The 18,553-nt window shown below is 38.6% G+C and carries 18 protein-coding genes and 1 pseudogene; 11 read left to right on the top strand and 8 right to left on the bottom strand.

Annotation, left to right across the window (positions count from 1 at the left end):
- Positions 1–2: 2 nt before the first annotated feature.
- Positions 3–893: an alpha/beta hydrolase gene (locus VB713_RS04400; RefSeq protein ID WP_323310367.1), complete on the bottom strand. Its 891-nt coding sequence runs from the start codon at positions 891–893 to the stop codon at positions 3–5.
- Between the two features lie 113 nt (positions 894–1,006).
- Here VB713_RS04400 and VB713_RS04405 point away from each other — a divergent pair, with 113 nt between their 5' ends.
- The 5 genes from VB713_RS04405 (at position 1,007) to VB713_RS04425 (ending at position 6,469) form a co-directional block, all read left to right on the top strand.
- The gene (locus VB713_RS04405; RefSeq protein ID WP_323310368.1) at positions 1,007–1,318 is read left to right on the top strand and encodes a carbon dioxide-concentrating mechanism protein CcmK; all 312 of its coding nucleotides are present in this window, start codon (positions 1,007–1,009) and stop codon (positions 1,316–1,318) included.
- Positions 1,319–1,404: 86 nt separating this feature from the next.
- Positions 1,405–1,755 carry a carbon dioxide-concentrating mechanism protein CcmK gene (locus VB713_RS04410; protein WP_323310369.1) on the top strand — a complete coding sequence of 117 codons (351 nt, stop codon included), beginning with the start codon at positions 1,405–1,407 and terminating at the stop codon, positions 1,753–1,755.
- A gap of 612 nt (positions 1,756–2,367) precedes the next feature.
- Complete coding sequence (locus tag VB713_RS04415; protein ID WP_323310370.1) at positions 2,368–3,555, top strand: HetZ-related protein 2; 1,188 nt, start codon at positions 2,368–2,370, stop codon at positions 3,553–3,555.
- Positions 3,556–3,901: 346 nt separating this feature from the next.
- A complete protein-coding gene (locus tag VB713_RS04420) occupies positions 3,902–4,585 on the top strand; it encodes a Crp/Fnr family transcriptional regulator (RefSeq protein WP_323310371.1) in 684 nt (227 codons plus the stop codon).
- 96 nt (positions 4,586–4,681) lie between these two features.
- Complete coding sequence (locus VB713_RS04425) at positions 4,682–6,469, top strand: M61 family metallopeptidase (RefSeq protein ID WP_323310372.1); 1,788 nt, start codon at positions 4,682–4,684, stop codon at positions 6,467–6,469.
- 230 nt (positions 6,470–6,699) lie between these two features.
- On the opposite strand, the gene VB713_RS04430 is transcribed toward VB713_RS04425, so the two are convergent.
- Positions 6,700–7,440 (bottom strand): 2-phosphosulfolactate phosphatase family protein, encoded by a 741-nt coding sequence (locus tag VB713_RS04430; protein WP_323310373.1) that lies wholly within the window; start codon positions 7,438–7,440, stop codon positions 6,700–6,702.
- A 323-nt stretch (positions 7,441–7,763) separates the two neighbouring features.
- Between VB713_RS04430 and VB713_RS04435 the strand changes: the two genes are divergently transcribed.
- The 3 genes from VB713_RS04435 to VB713_RS04445 are packed head-to-tail and all read left to right on the top strand — an operon-like array spanning position 7,764 to position 10,230.
- Positions 7,764–8,684 (top strand): class I SAM-dependent methyltransferase, encoded by a 921-nt coding sequence (locus tag VB713_RS04435; protein WP_323310374.1) that lies wholly within the window; start codon positions 7,764–7,766, stop codon positions 8,682–8,684.
- Complete coding sequence (locus VB713_RS04440) at positions 8,677–9,663, top strand: PrsW family intramembrane metalloprotease (RefSeq protein WP_323310375.1); 987 nt, start codon at positions 8,677–8,679, stop codon at positions 9,661–9,663. The genes VB713_RS04435 and VB713_RS04440 overlap by 8 nt, the downstream gene beginning before the upstream one ends.
- Before the next feature lie 9 nt (positions 9,664–9,672).
- Positions 9,673–10,230, top strand: coding sequence for a Uma2 family endonuclease (locus VB713_RS04445; protein ID WP_323310376.1), 558 nt, complete (start codon positions 9,673–9,675; stop codon positions 10,228–10,230).
- A 50-nt stretch (positions 10,231–10,280) separates the two neighbouring features.
- Here VB713_RS04445 and VB713_RS04450 read toward each other — a convergent pair whose 3' ends face one another.
- Positions 10,281–11,153, bottom strand: a complete 873-nt coding sequence (locus tag VB713_RS04450; protein WP_323310377.1) for a 6-carboxytetrahydropterin synthase — start codon at positions 11,151–11,153, stop codon at positions 10,281–10,283.
- A gap of 229 nt (positions 11,154–11,382) precedes the next feature.
- Between VB713_RS04450 and VB713_RS04455 the strand changes: the two genes are divergently transcribed.
- Genes VB713_RS04455 through VB713_RS04465 form a run of 3 tightly spaced genes read left to right on the top strand, consistent with a single transcriptional unit; the run spans position 11,383 to position 13,132 of the window.
- Positions 11,383–12,480 (top strand): SMEK domain-containing protein, encoded by a 1,098-nt coding sequence (locus VB713_RS04455; RefSeq protein WP_323310378.1) that lies wholly within the window; start codon positions 11,383–11,385, stop codon positions 12,478–12,480.
- A 38-nt stretch (positions 12,481–12,518) separates the two neighbouring features.
- The gene (vap15, locus tag VB713_RS04460) at positions 12,519–12,755 is read left to right on the top strand and encodes a type II toxin-antitoxin system VapB15 family antitoxin (RefSeq protein ID WP_323310379.1); all 237 of its coding nucleotides are present in this window, start codon (positions 12,519–12,521) and stop codon (positions 12,753–12,755) included.
- Between the two features lie 38 nt (positions 12,756–12,793).
- Positions 12,794–13,132: a putative toxin-antitoxin system toxin component, PIN family gene (locus tag VB713_RS04465; RefSeq protein ID WP_323310380.1), complete on the top strand. Its 339-nt coding sequence runs from the start codon at positions 12,794–12,796 to the stop codon at positions 13,130–13,132.
- A gap of 28 nt (positions 13,133–13,160) precedes the next feature.
- Here the strand turns inward: VB713_RS04465 and VB713_RS04470 are convergent, their stop codons facing one another.
- The 5 genes and pseudogenes from VB713_RS04470 to VB713_RS04490 all read right to left on the bottom strand — a co-directional run.
- Positions 13,161–13,850 (bottom strand): J domain-containing protein, encoded by a 690-nt coding sequence (locus VB713_RS04470; RefSeq protein WP_323310381.1) that lies wholly within the window; start codon positions 13,848–13,850, stop codon positions 13,161–13,163.
- Positions 13,851–13,909: 59 nt separating this feature from the next.
- Positions 13,910–14,872 carry a cysteine synthase A gene (gene cysK, locus VB713_RS04475; RefSeq protein WP_323310382.1) on the bottom strand — a complete coding sequence of 321 codons (963 nt, stop codon included), beginning with the start codon at positions 14,870–14,872 and terminating at the stop codon, positions 13,910–13,912.
- A gap of 17 nt (positions 14,873–14,889) precedes the next feature.
- Complete coding sequence (locus VB713_RS04480; protein ID WP_323310383.1) at positions 14,890–15,330, bottom strand: Rrf2 family transcriptional regulator; 441 nt, start codon at positions 15,328–15,330, stop codon at positions 14,890–14,892.
- Positions 15,331–15,605: 275 nt separating this feature from the next.
- The gene (locus VB713_RS04485; protein WP_323310384.1) at positions 15,606–17,324 is read right to left on the bottom strand and encodes an iron uptake porin; all 1,719 of its coding nucleotides are present in this window, start codon (positions 17,322–17,324) and stop codon (positions 15,606–15,608) included.
- A gap of 1,143 nt (positions 17,325–18,467) precedes the next feature.
- Positions 18,468–18,553 (bottom strand): annotated as a pseudogene (locus VB713_RS04490) (photosystem II protein D2); the annotation flags it as partial.

Consider the following 18,553-nt stretch of genomic DNA (forward strand, 5'->3'; position numbering starts at 1 on the left):
ATTTAACCTCGAAATTCTAAAATGTGTTGGGCGGTAATTTGTGGTTTTTCTAAGTGGGGGATATGTCCACAATCTTGAATCCACATTAGTTGACTTTCGGGAATTGCTTTTTGAAACTTTTTCGCATCCCCAGTTCCCAAAATTTTATCGTTATCGCCCCATAAAATTAGCGTTGGTTGCCCAATTTGTGCAAGTTGCTGAAGTTTAAAAGCAGTGTAACCGCCACTTTTAGTAAAAGCAATCAACGCCTGGTTCCAATTAGGCATTTTTAAATGTAATTCTCCACAACATAAAGCGTCCGCAGAAATCAGACTAGGATTATTGTAGGCAGTACGACAAATGCGATCGCGCACTTTTGGATTTCGCAAAAACTCAGCGGCTAAAGAATACAAGGGCGCAAACATCAATTTACTTAAAGCTGAACCGCCTTTCAACCCCGCACTATCTATTAACACCAACTTCTGCACCACTTCCGGGTAAGTCAGGGTAAAATCAATTGCCGCTGCACCACCCATCGAAGCACCAACCAAAATCACAGGTTGGTTAATTAGAGTTTTCCAGAAATAATATAGATGAGTTTTAATTGCTGTGGGGCTATAATCAATCCCCGCAAGTCTATCTGTAAAGCCAAAACCCAATAAATCCACTGCCCAAGTTTCATTCTTCTCAGCTAACAAGGGCAACAGCCGCCGAAACTCTAAAATAGAACTATCAAAGCCGTGAATCAAAAGAATTGGTGTACCACCACTACCTTGCTGTATATAAGCAGTAGCGATCGATTCATTACATAGAGGAGGAGCAATAATCGCTTGACTTTGGATACTTTTGGCCAAAGCGATAGAAGTAGGTTCACTTAGTTGCCCAACTGCGGCAGGTAAAAAACTTGGAAACATAAAAATTAGTTTACCTGACAACTGACAAAAAGAAAATTTTCCCAAATGTTAAACCTGTAACCAAAGCCTCGTACAATAAATATTGCTTATCCATGACTTAGGAGAGTGAAGCCATGCCAATGGCGGTTGGCGTAATTGAAACTTTAGGTTTTCCGGCAGTACTGGCATCAGCAGATGCAATGGTAAAAGCTGCCGCTGTCACAATCGTATACTATGGTATAGCCGAAAGCGGTCGCTTATTAGTGGCTGTTAGAGGACACGTTGCCGAAGTCAGAACAGCAGTTGAAGCAGGAATTACCGCCGGAGAGGAAGTTTATGGAGGGCAAGTAATTACCCATTATATTGTTCCCAATCCCCCGGAAAATGTGGAAACCATTCTCCCCATCCACTTCACTTCAAAATCTGAACCTTTTCGTCTGTTCTAAGCAAGTTCTCTATCAACATTGGCAGCACAACTTCTTAAAATTAATTTGTAGCGCCACATAACTTTTATTCATACAGGAGATTACTAATGTCATTACAGGCAGTTGGCGCACTTGAAACTAAAGGTTTTCCGGCAGTACTTGCAGCCGCAGATGCAATGGTAAAAGCTGGAAGAGTCACTCTAGTTGGTTATATCAGAGTTGGTAGCGCCCGCTTTACAGTTAATATTCGTGGCGACGTTTCTGAAGTTAAGGCAGCTATGGCTGCTGGTGTGGAAGCAGCAGAAAACGTTTATGGTGGCACTCTGGAATCCTGGGTAATTATTGCCCGTCCCCATGAAAACGTCGAAGCTGTTCTCCCTATTGCCTACACAGCAGATGTTCAACAGTATCGGGAATCAGTAGAAAATCCCATCGTCAGATCATCCAACAGCATATAAATACAGCTTTTCAAGAGTCCACAGTCTATCTAAATTGACTACGGACTCTCAAAGATATACTTGATTTATTACAAAATATTATTCTTATTACTGAAGGTAGCCCAAAAGAATTACTTAAACCTAGTGATCTCAGTCACAGTACACTTGCAGCCTATTTATAGTAGTATTCTAATACTGAATTAACTGAATTAATTGATGAGGAGTTCTCACTTATCCCATTTAATCAAGATAACTTCCTACGTATTTAGAAACATGATTTTTTGATGATAAAACCTAAAACTTTACTTAGTTTTGTTTTTCAACTTCACTCTTAAAAATTATGTAAGGACGTATGTAAATTGATAAAACTGTTACTTTTCTTATTTTCTAACAAATACCAAGAATTGTAAAGAGATTTGATCACAAATAAAGACAGCAGGCTGAAACTTACACAGGTAAATACAAGTCCTATGATAGATAATCATAATTTTGAGATTGGGAAAGCAAATTAACTAAACCAAAAGTTCCTGTATAACTTGAGAAGTTCAAAAACTCATCAAAAATTAAGCACAGACATTGATTGATCAGGATTTTGAGTTCAGGGGCAACTACTAGTTAATAAATTAAGTTGGTATGGGGGTTGTGATGCAAACTTTAAAACAGAGTTTCGAGGAGCGCAATCTCACTATGGAAAACGATGCGGCAAACCTGGCGCAATATTGGCAAAAGCGACTCGCTGCTGAATGTCCAGAACAAAGTGAGGTTGCTAGAGAAAGTATTATGTTTTGGCTTTTGGGGGTAGATTTAAAACGCTTTGATCTACTCAACCCCAAAGAATTGGAAATTGCCAAGCAAGCAATGGAGTACCGCTGGCGAATTTTACAGCAGCGTTATTTGGGAGTCGGGCGAGAACGTGCTTATCGTAACTTGCTCAGTCGCTTGGGTAGTGTGATGACACTGAGAAATAAAATTCAGACTTGGGTAGCTCTAAGTCGCGATCGCCAGCGCAGTGTGATGGATGTATTACAAGAAGTACTCCAGGAACTGCTCCAGAGTGATTCATATATGCAGCAGCAAATGTCTTCAATTGCTGAAATCAGTGCTGATAGGAGATTACAGGATACTTTACTATTTGCCAGTATAGAGGAATATTGTTTGCGTCCAGTCCGCAATCAACCCCTATTAGTGTACCGTTTTGTTAACTATCTGCGCCGAATTCAGCGGGGGGGCTTAACTCAAGTTCCAGTCAGTGACTTAATTAGACTAGTTTCCGACGAAGTTTTGACTGAAGATACTGACAATCCGCTCAACTTAGTAGATAGTCAAGCGATCGCTCAATATCAAGAAGCACAAAAAGTAGAAGAACAACAATCACTACGTCAAGCTGTGCATCAAGAATTTGAGCAATATTTACTGCAAAATTTAGGGCAACAGGCAGTAGACTGGCTGCAATTATATCTCCAAGGTAAATCTCAAGAAGAGATCGCCAAAAAACTCAATAAGCCAATTAAGGAAGTATATCGACTGCGCGAAAAAATTAGCTACCACGCTGTCCGCGTTTTTGCCATCAAAGGTCAACCAGAACTGGTAGATAACTGGCTTTCAACTTCCTTGCAAGAAAATAACTTGGGGCTAACACAACGCCAATGGCAGCAACTTGACGAAACATTAACTCCTCTGAGAAGGAACATTCTCAAGCTACGAAGAGCAGGTAACTCTATAGAAGCCATAGCCCAAAGCTTACAACTCAAAACCCATCAGGTAATAGGCGAATGGACTAAAGTATATCTTGCTGCCCAAACCTTGAGAACTCAAGATTAACTCAACTCAGTAGAGTGAAAACTCTGTTTTTGATCACAATACATAATTGTTATGTTGTAATCAAAGCATTGACATCAAGTCCGGTTGATTACTTACCATAACGTTGGACTCGTTGTTAATAGCTAGTTGCTGTTTACTTAGCATTATTTATCCTATTGTTATAGTTATAGCAAGTCTGGCTTACCAATTACTAGTCCTAATAGATTTGATAAGTGTTAAAACTGACATAGTATCACTGCTCAGTTTTTTAAATACGAATGACTTATATTACATACATAATACAAGTAATCTATGTTAAAAAACTGAAAAGTTACAATCTATTGAATTAATTCCTTGTGAATATTTCATGCAAATAGAGGTTTTTAGTGATCTTTTTCCCTTGTTGAGTACAGCCCATCCACAAACCTTGGAATGGTTACTCAACATAGCTGTTGAACACGAATACCCATCTGGACGAGCAGTTTTGATGGAAGATGCCTGGGGTAACGCAGTTTACTTCTTGGTTTCTGGTTGGGTTAAAGTTCGACGCACCAATGGCGATGATTCCGTGACAATAGCGATTTTAGGCAGGGGCGATTTTTTTGGAGAAATGGCGGTTTTAGATGAATCACCACGTTCAACAGATGTCATTGCCCTTTCATCTGTGAAATTATTAACTGTTTCCAGAGAACGTTTTATCCAAATCTTGTTCAAAGATCCGCAGTTACATCATAGGATGCTGCAACTAATGGTGCGCCGAGTACGGCAAATTAATATCCGCTTGCAAATGAGGTCTTCACCACCAGCAGTTAAACTCGCCCATACTCTAGTTAGCTTGAGTGATAACTATGGTCAAAAGTCAGCCCACGGGCAGCAAATTTTTTACATCCCTTTTAAAGATTTGTCAGAAGTAACTGAAATTACCCTGGAAGAAACTACCAAAATCATGGAAAAACTTCATGAGAAAGGATGGATTAAAATTGATCCCCCTCACAACTCCATTGATATCATCAATATTAAGCAACTAATGAATTTGGCTAATAAATTCTAATTGATACTTAGCAGTAAAAACCTCTGTATTACTTGAATAACTACCATCTATCAACTGTTGACTATTGACTAAATAACTCCAAAATCAGGACACAAAATGACTGGAACAATAGCCATTCGTTTCAATACTCAAATTCAAGAAGTTTATCCACTAATTCATTACTGGGTATCAATGCCCCAACCAGAAAATCATCTCTTTGAGGTAACTCTACATTTTGTAGATTATCCATTGCCAATTCTTGATCTGAAAATGCCAGTGTGGACACCTGGTTCTTACTTGGTGCGAGAATATGCTAAAAATTTACAAGATTTTGCGGCTTTTTCAGAGGAAGAAAAACCTTTACCTTGGCGGAAAATCAGTAAAAATCACTGGCAGGTAGAGAAAGGTGATGCGGCTAAAGTCATCTTGCGCTACCGAGTTTTTGCTAATGAACTATCGGTACGTACAAATCATTTGGATGCTACCCACGGTTATTTTAATAGTGCGGCGCTATTTTTGAGAATCCCTGGTTGGGAAGAAAAACCAATTCACATTACTGTTGTCCCACCGCACCCAGAGTGGCAGATAACTACAGGTTTACCAAAAGTTGCTGGTAAAAACAATACTTTCTTAGCTGCGGATTTTGATACTCTTGTTGATAGTCCCTTTGAAATTGGTAATCATCAGATTTTTGACTTTGAAGTATTAGGTAAATCTCATGAATTAGCAATTTGGGGACAGGGTAATTATCAACTGCAACAGATGCTTACTGACTTCAAAAAAATTATAGAAGTCGAAGCCGAAATGTTTGGAGGGTTGCCCTATGAAAGATATGTATTCATACTACATTTATTTAACCAAGCCTATGGCGGTTTAGAGCATAAAAATTCTTGCTCGTTAATTTATCACCGTTTTGGTTTTCGCAATCAAGATAAATATGAGCGCTTTATTCAATTAGTAGCGCATGAGTTTTTTCACTTGTGGAATGTCAAAAGAATTCGCCCCAAAGGCTTAGAGGTGTTTGATTATGACCAAGAAAACTATACATCATCTCTTTGGTTTTGTGAAGGAACAACAAGTTACTATGATTTGATAATTCCTCTCCGCGCCGGAATTTATAATGCTACATCGTATTTGAACCATTTAAATCAGGAAATTACCAAGTATAACAATATTCCTGGACGTAAAGTACAACCTCTTTCTGAGTCAAGTTTTGATACTTGGATTAAACTTTATCGTCCTGATGCTAATAGTGGTAATTCCCAAATCTCCTACTATTTAAAAGGAGAAATGGTATCGCTGTTGCTTGATTTATTAATTCGTTCTCGCCATAGCAATCAGCTTTCTTTAGATAACGTCATGCTGAAAATGTGGCAGCAATTTGGACAAACAGAAGTTGGCTATACTTCAGAGCAGTTAAAGGCAGCAATTGAATCTGTCGCTGGGATAGATTTATCTGATTTCTTTAATAAGTATATTCATGGTTTGGATGATTTACCATTTAATCAGTATTTAGAACCTTTTGGTTTACAACTGGTAGAGGAAAAGGATGAAGAACCTTTCTTGGGTGTGAAAACAAAAACTGAATATGGCAGGGAAATAATTAAATTTGTGGAAATAGGTTCACCTGCAAATATAGTAGGAATTGACCCAGGTGATGAATTATTAGCGATTGATGGAATTAAGGTAGGAACAAGTTTATTAAGCGAACGTTTAAAAGATTATCGACCTAATGATACTATCGAAATTACTGTTTTTCACCAAGATGAATTACGTAACTATTTTGTATCTTTAGCCATACAAAAACCTAATAAATACCAACTCAAACCTGTTGATTATCCTTCCCTGACTCAGCAAGATAATTTTGCAGATTGGTTGGGTGTATCTCTAACAACTATTCATTAAGAATAAAATTTCACCCACCGAAAATTACAAAGGTGAAATTGTAGTTATTAACGACCGATTTTTCGGCTAGAGATGTTGATGAAAGTTGTCCAAAAAGATTTGAATATAGTGCTTTTACGATATAATGTGGAGACAATTTGGCAATTTTTTAATTTAGCAAATCATAATTTACCCCTTAGCAAAGTTTTGCTTTGAAGGGGTAAATACAACCAGAAAATAGAATTTTTTGGTTATTTATGATGACTTTTTAAAACACCTGGTTCTTGCTGAATAGGTAGGATATCTAAAATATCAGTTTGGGAACAATATTTTAAATCTTCTAAACATTGCAGACGTAATAATCGCTTACCGTGACTAGCTTGGTAGAATAATCCCAATAAGTCATTTTGCCATTGTGAATAGAGAGCGATCGCACTGGTGACTTCATCATTACCAGTTAAATCTTCTAAAGAAGAATTAGTTTGTTGGCAAATACTGTGAGCGATCGCACCTGCACAAACGGTATCTTCTAAAGAAAAACTGCCTTCCCAGCCAGAACCGACAATCCAAACTGTCTCCGGTTGCTTTTCTAAGAGAAACTGCACCACCGCAGCCCGGTTAATTAAAGCAGCGGCGAGAACAATTGGTGCATCCTGTATCCGTTGTAAGGCGCGAGTTCCATTAGTGGTACTGATAAATAAGCGCCGCCCCTGTACCAATTCTGCTGTGCAATCTAAGGGTGAATTACCCAATTCAAAGCCAGCTACCTTCGCACCGCCACGTTCTCCAGCACGTAATCGTTTTTCCGATGGCCATTTTTCGCTAACTTCCACTAGTTGGTCTAAATCACTGAAGACTTGCACTGCTTCGCCTCCAGCCGCTAAAACTGTCGCCATTGTGCTAGTTGCTCGCAGGACATCAACAGCGATCGCGCATTCTGGCGCTTCATCAGTTGGAGTTAATTCTGGAGTATGATATACAAATATCTTCACGCGCTGGATATACCTGCTTTATAAATACTGCGGTTATATTTTACCCACTTGATGTCACCAACTGTTGATACTAAATCCTATCTTTCTATCAATACATAAATACTACAAAATTATCAAAAGCCTATTTATCAAGGTTTTAGGCTTGGTATTGCATCTTCTAATCTCAAAGATAGAAAAAAACAGAGATTGTCTGAATTATGATTTCCAGGATGAACATAACCATCTTCTCACCTAATGCCCATTGTCATTACATCACCTTCTAGACTCAACTCCAGCAAATATGTCATAAGTAAATAAAAAGGTTGTTCAACACAAATTGACTTATGACGGTTTCTGTAACATCAACTCCTGACTTACCTTCCCGGCTAGTGAATGGCATCCTCTCAATTCAACCTTTAGCGAACCTCGCCAAACACCAAGCCAGACAAATGATGATTAAACGGGCTGAAAAAATTGGCGTGTTTTGGACAAAAGAGGTAGAGAAACTGCGATCGCGTGATTGGTCCAATGATCTAGCTCAAGTCCAAAATCCTCAGCTAACTTACCCAGACTACTACGTTACCTCATTCCACGCTTACGAAACCGGAAATCTCAGTTGGCAAGCTGCTTTTGAAGTAGAATCTGCGGCTCATGCCGTCCACGCTAAAATTTGGCCAGATACTGAAGCTCAAGGTGATGCAAAACTGCGCCAAAGTTACCATGACATAATTACCCATTCCGTTTCCCAACCACCACAAGACATCCTAGATTTGGGTTGTAGTGTAGGAATGAGTACCTTTGCCTTGCAAGCAATTTATCCCCAAGCCAAAATTACCGGTTTAGATTTATCTCCCTACTTCTTATCTGTAGCTAACTATCGCAGCCAACAACGTCAAGCTACAATTAACTGGGTTCATGCTGCTGCCGAATCAACAGGATTACCAGATCAATCATTTGATTTAGTTTCCATTTTTCTGATGTGTCATGAATTGCCCCAGTCAGCAACCCAAAAGATTTTTGCAGAAGCTAGACGTGTTTTGCGTCCAGGTGGGCATTTAGCAATTATGGACATGAATCCCAAATCAGAAATTTACAAAAAAATGCCACCATACATCTTAACCCTACTCAAAAGTACCGAACCTTATTTAGATGAATACTTCAGTTTGGATATTGAGCAAGCTTTAGTAAAGGCAGGTTTTCAAACTCCTACCATCACTAGCAACACTCCCCGTCACCGGACTGTAATTGCTCAGGTGCGTGGCTAATTTATCTCTACTACTATGGGCAGTCATTCCACCGCTGCTGTTTTTGTGGTTTTATTACCGCCGGACTCCTGCTGCCCCTCCACTGCCACAATTGCTCTTTTTATTCATCTTTGGCATAATCTCTGGTTTCGTAGCTCTGGGACTCGAATGGACGGTGGAAACTGTTGCTAATTCAGTTGTAGACTGGGCAAAAATACAGCGTTCTTTTTTTGGTTTTTCCCTGCGACAATTGCTGGAAATCGCGCCAATTGAAGAAGGCTGTAAGTTAGCAGCAGTTATCTTTCCTATCTCTTATCTTCAACGCAGATACCGATTTCGTGCTACTACTGTTTTCATCTTTACCATTGCTGTAGCTTTAGGATTTGGTGCTGAAGAAAACTGGATTTACTGGGTTCACGGTACAGCACCAATGGCGGAACGGATGATTAGCACTCCTGTACATCCTCTGTTTTCTGCACCCTGGGGTTATGCACTAGGAATATATATTTCTTCCACAAGGCGTTTAAATCGAGACAGAAGTTTGATTTTTATAGCTTGGTTAAATGCTGTTTTTTTTCATGCTTTGGTGAATATTTTATCTAGAGCTTGGGTTTATCCACGTCCAATACATTTTCTTGGTTATGTTTTATTTCCTTTGCTGTTGTGGATGTTTTGGCGGTTAGAGCAACTACTGCGAAAGGTACAACGCCAACGTCCTATTACTTTAATCTCCGGTTACATACCCCAAGCCCGTTATTGGCAAAGAGTTTTAATAATGTTAATACTTTTATTAGGAGGAAATGCTATTTTTGGGTTGTTTCTTCTTGTTAGGAAACTCAGTCCTTTGCGCTTAGACCAACTATTTGAAACTGATATTTTATCGTTTATACTTAAACAAATAGTACTAAATCTCTTTTTAGGAGTTTTATCCTGGTTAATTTATCGCTATTTACGATATTTAGCCAATCGTCGGTATTTTTTAAAGTTAGGAAAATACTAGGAGATTTTTATGCAAGCGACTCCAGTACGTTGGACTACTGCTGATTTAGAGTTATTCGCAGGTGATAACAGAAATCGCTATGAGATTATTGAGGGAGAATTATTTATGACCAGAGCGCCTCATTGGGATCATCAGTTTAGCTGTGCTAATATTGCTACTGTTCTCAAAGTTTGGTCAGATGAAAGCGGTTTGGGTAAGGTGGCTGTTGCACCAGGAATTATTTTCTCAGATAGTGATAATGTGATTCCAGATGTGGTCTGGGCTAGTCATGAATCTTTAGAACGTCTCCTAGATGAAGCGGGACACCTAACTGGCGCACCAGAATTAGTAGTTGAGGTGTTGTCCCCAGGAGAAAAAAATGAAAAGCGTGATAAAGAATCAAAACTGAAGCTTTACTCAGTACGAGGAGTTCAAGAATATTGGATTTGCGATTTTAATGCTAAAAAAGTTGAAGTTTATCGTCGTCAACAAGCTGCTTTGAAGTTAGCCGCTACTTTATTTAGTGCAGATGAATTGATTAGTCCTTTATTGCCAGGATTAAAGTGTTTAGTAAGTCAACTTTTTTAGTCCACAATATAGATCCCCAACTTCTCAAATAAGTTGAGGATCTGGATATTTTAAACTCTTGCTAAAACTGGTTGACTAACGGCTGCACTAACAGATGTTGTTTCTGAGTCAGCAGCGTATATTTCGCAGGAATTATTAGGGCTTTCGATGAGTTTGACCTTGTAAAGCTTGGCTCCTAGCTCTTGAATAGGCGATCGCAATACGTTACTAATATAAAGTGCGATATTCTCAGCAGTGGGAACAACTTTGGCAAAGAAAGCTATATCTTTGTTTAAAAAAGTGTGATCAAATGGTTCCACTACATAATCTGCAATCACTTGATTCAACGCACCCAAATCCACCGTCATACCCGTGCGAGAATCAATTTCGCCTTTCACAGTGACTTCTAAATGGTAGTTATGTCCATGTCCATTCACACGAGCGCATTTACCATAAATCTCTGTATTTTCTTCTAAACTCAAGTCAGGATGAGCTAATCTGTGCGCGGCACTAAAGTGAGTGCTAATACTTAAATATGCTTCCATTCCGTTGCCCATATAATCTGCCCAAAGTTCAGGATTTTCAAATAACTGCACGCGGACTAAAGGTAAATGGGGTGCGAGACGTTCCCAAATTACCCGCGCGATATTCTCAGTAGTGGGGAGAGTTTGTTGAAATTCTGTCCACACATCATTGAGATAAGAAAAATCTAGTTGACCAGTAACTTCCCGTTTGATGACGTGTTTCACATCAGACAAGTTCAGCACCATACCATATTCATCTAGTTCCCCAGCGAGGGAAACAAATAAAATATAGTTATGTCCGTGTCCGGGAAATTTCGAGCAAAGACCAAATTTTTCCACATTTTCGTTTTCACTCAGTTCTGGCAACCAATACCGATGGCTTGCCGAAAACTGAGCGCGGCGATTTACAATACATTGCATGAGTACTCTGGTAACAGAACTTAAAATTTCTTAATCTTTCACTGTTACCAGTGTAAACCAATTTGGTTGCTTAGTGGTCGGTGAAATGAACAATAGTCATAAGATTTCCGTATAATAATCATCTAAGTAGAACTTTCCACTTTGTGGGAAACAGTACATTAAGGTTATCTGTTAGAGTTAAAACAACCGTAAATTTATTGACTTTGTAAATAAGAGTGAGGCGCAATACGTGATTACTAGAGGTTATTTTATAGGTGAAATAATAGATGAACTAGCAAATATTGCTAATCAAGTTGATAACAGATGCAAACTAGGCTTAACAGACCTAAATAAATATCTTGAGGATTTCTTTAAAGAAATATTGAATATACTGCTTGGTATACAATTAGAAAATCTCAATAATGGAAGAAGTAACGCGCCTGGATTAGATTTAGGTGATTCTGTAAACAATAAAGCATTTCAAATTACATCAGAAAAAACATCGACTAAGATTAATGATACTCTGAACACTGTCTTAGATAATAAAATAAAAAAATATGATGATATTTATATACTCATCATTGGTTACAAACAAAAAAGTTACACAGAGAACAAAGACCTCTGGGATAAATTAAATTTTAAAAAGGAAAATATTTGGGATATTAACACGCTTTGCAAAAAAGCCATTGAACTGCCTCTCGATAAATTACAAGCTATTCATCAGTATATAAAACAAGAAATTGTCAGGGTGAAAATAGAGTTAGAGATACCAAATCAAGAAGGTGAATTTGCTACAAATATTAAAAATTATATTGAGGCAATAGCAAAACCTAAATTTAATGAAAATCAACTTAAAGTTTATTATGAATATCACATAAATAAATTAAAGAATGAAGGATTAGAAGCAGATGATTATTACACATTTGATGATATAAAACAGGCGTTTGATTTTTTAGCTAAGGAACTTGCGAAATTACCTCGCATAACACGAGAATTTTATGCTTTCCTTCTTGAAAGGAGAGATGAAAATTCTTTAGACACATCAAGTAGTAAATTCTGTTATCGCTTTAATAAAGACAGACTCAGAAGAATTTGTAGTTATGGTGATATTGATGGAGAAATTAGATTGCTTACAAAGCATGAATTTATATCTTGGGATAACCCTACCCGTATTATTGGTGAAGACTATTATACAGGTTGGACTGAATCTTCATATCGTATTTACATTCCAGGTGATTCTAAAAGTTATATTTTTAAGAATTTTATTGTAGATTTTGTGGATTTTATAGATAATAAAAATATCGGTTATCAAAAACCCATAGTAAATCTCGATTTTAGTGATTTTTAATTTGTGGTTAATTTGATCAAAATAGGAGGATTAATACTATGCTACAAAATACCTATCAACTACCATTGAGATTTGAGCAAATTCTTACTCTAGTTAAACAACTTTCTGATTCTGAAAAATTGTTACTTAGCAAAGAACTAGAAAAAGAAACCTTGAATCATAAATTAACAGAGTTGTTGGAAGTATTTCAAACTGATGAATTATCATTAGCAGAAATTACTGAAGAGGTTGAAATTGTCCGCTCTCAAATTTATGACAGAAAACAAAGCAGTTAAGATAATTATTGATACTAATCTTTGGATTAGTTTTTTGATTGGTAAAGAACTGTAAAGATTTAAAAAACCTTTTAGTTGCAGAAAAAATTCTAGTAGTAATTTCTGAACAAATATTAGAAGAAATTACTTTAGTAACTCAACGTCCTAAGTTACAAAAATATTTTCCGTCTAACAAAGTCGATGAATTAATTCAACTTTTAAGAACTATTTGTGTATTTATAAATATAACCTCAGAAGTTTTTATTTGTCGGGATGCGAAAGATAATTATCTTTTAGCACTAGCAAAAGATAGTGATGCAAATTTTTTAGTTACAGGTGATCAAGATTTATTAGTGATGACAAAATTTGAAAATACTGAAATTGTTACTTATCAATAACTTTTACAAAAATTATATTGAGTAAGTCTCATTTACTCACAGATTCTTGCGCTTCATGATGCAATCTTTTAGCTATCCTAAATAACTCTTGACCTGTGTGCAAATAGCGATCATCGTAGCTTAACGGAAAATACGCCAACTCTTCTATTCCATCTGCAACTTGACTCAAACAATAGTAAAGATGCGCTGCTGCTGCTGCGAAAGTAGCAGGATTTGGTAAAGAACGAAACCTATTTTGAGCTTCCTTCAGGTCTTCTCGACAGGATTCTAAATAATCCTGAAATTCGTCTAACAACTCATCATCAAAAGGATCTGCGGCTAATTCCTCAATTTGTTCTTCTAGAGAACTGAGAATGGTACAAAGTATCCGATTTACTGGTTTATAAACTCGGCGTAACCATTCTTCGATTTGTTCATCAGCATCTCTTCCCGTTGGCCTGGTTTTTTGGTAAGGTTTTTGGTCATAATTGCGCTTTGGCTTAGGAATACTTGATTTTTGAGAATTATGTCGCAGTTTCTGATCGTAATGCTGGCGATTTTGAGTGTCGCCTAAAACCTCATAGGCTGCATTAATCAGAATAATCTGCTCGTTATTTGCTGTCTTTTGATTAGTATCAGGATGGAACAGCTTAACCAAGCGGCGATAAGCTTGTTTAATCTCCGCTTGGCTGGCTTTGGAATTAACTTTTAGGGTTTCGTAGTGGTTAGAATCGACCATGATCCGTTAACAGTTATCAATCATCAGTTATTGGTTAACTGATTTAATCTAACGTATCGTTAGCTGATACTACTTGCAACTTTTGCTTCTAAATCTTGGAACAGTGGTGTACTCAAATATCTTTCGCCAAAACTTGGTTGAATCATCACTATTAAGCGTCCCTGATTTTCTGGACGTTGGGCAACACGAATAGCAGCACAAAGAGCAGCACCAGTAGAAATCCCAGAGAGTAGCCCTTCTTCTCTGGCTAAACGGCGACTATAAGCGATCGCATCTTCATCGCTGACAGTAATCACTTCATCAATCAATTCTACTCTCAAAACTTGAGGAATAAACCCTGCCCCAATGCCCTGAATTTTGTGAGGGCCTGGTTTACCGCCGGATAAAACAGGGCTATTAGTTGGTTCAACTGCGATCGCTTGAAAACTCGGTTTCTTCGCTTTCAACACTTCCGCAACACCAGTAATCGTACCACCGGTACCCACTCCTGCCACAATCATATCTACCTGTCCATCTGTATCTTCCCAGATTTCCTCAGCTGTAGTTTCCCGATGGATTTTGGCATTGGCCGGATTACGAAACTGTTGCAACATATAAGCATAAGGAGTTCTCTCTACAATCTCCTGCGCCTTGCGAATTGCCCCACTCATCCCCTCAATTCCCGGAGTGAGTTCCAATTCAGCACCATAAGCCCGCAACATAGCCCGCCGCTCTGCACTCATCGTCTCCGGCATCGTCAAAATTAATCTATAACCCTTAGCAGCCGCCATCATTGCTAGAGCAATTCCTGTATTTCCCGATGTCGGTTCTACCAAAATTGTCTTGCTAGGAGTAATTAAACCTTCCTGTTCAGCATCATTAATCATACTCACCCCAATGCGATCTTTCACCGAAGAAGAGGGGTTCATGCTTTCCAATTTCACCAAAATCTGTGCAACACAGCCTTCTGCTTGGGGAATTCGATTCAACTTTACTAAAGGTGTCCGGCCAACTAATTCTGTAATATTCTGAGCAATCCGCATAATCAATTTTGAATCCTTTAAATGTAATACATGATATCTAACTGACGGCGTGAATTTCTCTTTTCACAAAGATCCTGAAGCGAATGTTTTTGTAAGATTGAATTTGCAGCCTGACGCGCTTCTTGCCAGATTTCTTCCACAATAGAACTATCTACACTTTTGAGGTTATTGGTATCTTCTTCACTAATCCGCACATCTAAACCTTCCAAACATTCCAAGATATCTAAAATGCTAATTTTCCAAGGTTCCCGCGCCAAAAGATAGCCACCTTTTGAACCACGTTGACTTTTAACTATACCGCCACGCCTCAATGTAGCTAATAGCTGTTCTAGATAACGATCCGGTATATTTTGTTGGGCAGCAATTTGTCGAATTTGCATCGGTTCACCGCTTTCGTAATGAATTGCCATCTCTAATAACGCCAAAATTGCGTATTCAGATTTACATGATATTTCCACAAGCAGCAATTAAGAATAAAGGATAAACAATGAAAGCTGAAGGATGGAGGATAAATGATAGGACTTACGCATTGAGAAAATCTATCAAATATGGATTATGAATTTTATCTTTTCATCTTTGCCCTCTTGGAGACGCAACTCAAATCCACTTCACCTCTTTTCTAGTATACTCCGGTTCTCCACTGGGGTTTGTTATTTTTTTCTACCCAAAACAAAATCCCCACCTCATGGCGGGGATAAGCAAGTTTCCAGCTTGTCAGCAAATCGTCAACGTCTTAGAACGTGAACGTTGTTCTCAAAGTACCGATAAAGGTATCTTCGCTGCTGCTGCTTTGTCCGGTAGCTGGCAACCAAATTACACCAGGGGTGACGGAGATGTTATCAGAAACACGATACTTGTAGAAACCTTCAACTTGGTAGGGAATATCACGAGAGCTAGCACCACCACCATTGTTAAAGGAATAAGGTTGAGCGCCACCAAAAACACCCAAGACGTTACCTTTCTTACCAAAGTCAGGTAATGCTAACCCAACTCCATAGCTCCATGCTTCATAATCATCACCAGCACCAAAGCCTATAACATCATGGTAGGAAACGAAACCACTGATGGAAAGTTTTTCGCTAGGTCTAAAGGCGGCGGAAACACCATAGGAGTTACTAGAAGATCCCTTGCCGCTGGTTATATTGTTAGCCAGTGATGTACCTACAATATCATCTGATGCAAGTCCTGAATTAATTCCTGAGTCAAACAAACGGCTACCGATACCATGATAACCATGTACATAAGTAGCAGCTAAAGCAATACGATTACCAACATTAAAGTTTAACTGACCTAAAGCAGCATAGTTACCGTCAAACAAACCGTCACCAGCCAGAGGACTATTAGCGTCAGAAGCCAAGTAACCCAATGTCAATGAACTTGGTTTGAGAATACCGCCACCTTGACCAAAGGGTACATTCAGTGCAATACCTGCACCACCACCAATTCGGTAGATGGGGTTTTCAGAACTAAAGGTACTTAAAGCACCGTTACCACCATCAGTTCTATCAAAGAAGTAAGGGTTGTTAACAGCAGCATAATGGCTGTGTTTACCACCAGTAGCTGCTATATAGACCTGTGCTGGACCTATAGGAGCTTCATAGGTCAGTTTGTCTATCTCAACATTGTTAGTACCAGTGCTATCAACGTCAAAGGTTTGTCTACTTTCTCCAGTGCTGCCAAAGTTTTGTGAATTACCCGCAGTCAAACGGGTATTCAACATATCTCTACCGGTGAAGCTGCTTTGCAGATTCAAACGCACTCTATCTTGAAAAACTGTTTTACCCGCAATATCACCATTAAAAGCATCGGTCAGAGCGAAAATAGCTTCACCTTGCAATTTGGTGGTAGTTGAGAACTGATTGGCTTCCAACTCAGCAGTGCGTGCTTCCAAAGCATCGACACGACCGCGTAATGTTGCTAGTTCAGCAGAAAATTCTTCTTGTAAACGCTGTAAGGTGGCTAAATCCTGTTTTGTCACCATGTCAGCTGTTGCTGTGGCAATCAATTCATTAACACGATCTAAACAAGCATTCAAACCAGCGGCAAATTCATAACGGGTTAATGCCCGGTTGCCGCGATATGTACCATTGGGATAACCTGCGATACAGCCATAACGCTCAACCAATGACTGTAAGGCTTGAAACGCCCAGTCAGTAGGTTGAACATCGGAAAACTGAGAAACTGATGTTACTTGAGATTGTAAATTTTGACCTTCGTTACTGTAGCGTTTAACTTGATCTAAAACCTGAGTCTCTTGGTTAACTTGAGCCAATACTACAGGTTGTTGAACAACCTCTGTGGCTGCTTGTACTTCTAGAGTTGATACTTCAATGGCGGTATTTGCGGCTGCATTGCCTGCTGCGGGCGAAGCGATCGCTGTTCCTGAAACTAATAATGCCGCTCCTAAAACGGCTGGGCTAACCACCAAGGATTTCCACAATAGATTAGACATCTTTCCTTTACTCCTCACACCTTATATAGATAAACGGTTTCGCTGTGCTTGCTACTTAGAAATGTGGCATTTTGTCGAAACCTTTGGAAAGGGCATTGCTACCGTTACTACAATTTTAGTTTTTACAAGGCTAATAACTGATTAACTAATCGTTAAATATTCATGCAATTAACTTATGTAAAAACTAATCCTTTATAACTCCTCATTATATAATATCTGCGTCTAATGATCAAGATAAGAGTTTCTGATTAAATAACCGTTTTCTACTCATATCCGATACCAATAACCGCAGAAATTGATAACTCCCCACAATTTCTAGTCGGGGGGATTATTGAAGAGTCTACGAACGAACTGTCAATAGTGGTGACAAAGACATCCTAATAATTCCGCTAAAGTCTAGCCCTAACTGCATCACTATCTTTTAATTATATCTAATAGATTTACAGCAGATAGAGGGTAAATGAGATCCAAAATTGCAGAAAAAAAGCCATATCTATTAAGAGACTTTCCATCCTGTGAAAAGTTCCTTATTGTCTGTTTTCTGCTATATATTGATAAACCAAAAGTTCCCAGAAACAACTATCCGCCCTGACTTAAATCTGATGATCTAAATCAGGGCGGTCTAGCGGGTCTTCAGGTTGCAACCAGACTGCCGGAAGGAACTCCGACTTTTAGCCTAGCTACTTGAGCTAACTTAGTATCTCAGGATAACTAAGGCTAAGTTTTAGAGAACAGCCCCGGCACACAGCCGGCTAACTGCAACCTGATGACCCATGGTTATACTACTTTCTATCATGGGCATCACCTCCTTGTTGCCTAAGTGGTCTTAAATTTCAAAAGGGCAGAGCATCTTGCTCTGGGTTTGTAACCTTAGATTACTATAACACATCAAATTTGCTTTGCAATATTAACCTTGAAGGAGGCAGAAGGAGCAAATCATGCATGGGATTCGACCCCTCCTGATTTGAAGCCACCGAAACTCTTTTTCAGTGGGGGTCTTAAACCCTTTGATTTACTGTCATATCCTTCATTCCGTGAAATCCTTAAATCAGTTAAATCAGTGATAAAAAAACCCCCACCGATAATTGGTGGAGGATAAGTTAAAAATGATGAATGTTAAAGATGTATTAATTCATCATGCAATTAGAGAGCGTTACCACGTGGTAATACTTCTTCAGGGAATACAAATTGTTCGTGGGGTTGATCTTGAGGAGCCATCCAAGCGCGGA

It is taken from the genome of Anabaena cylindrica UHCC 0172 (assembly GCF_034931625.1).
Taxonomy (GTDB): domain Bacteria; phylum Cyanobacteriota; class Cyanobacteriia; order Cyanobacteriales; family Nostocaceae; genus Anabaena; species Anabaena cylindrica_A.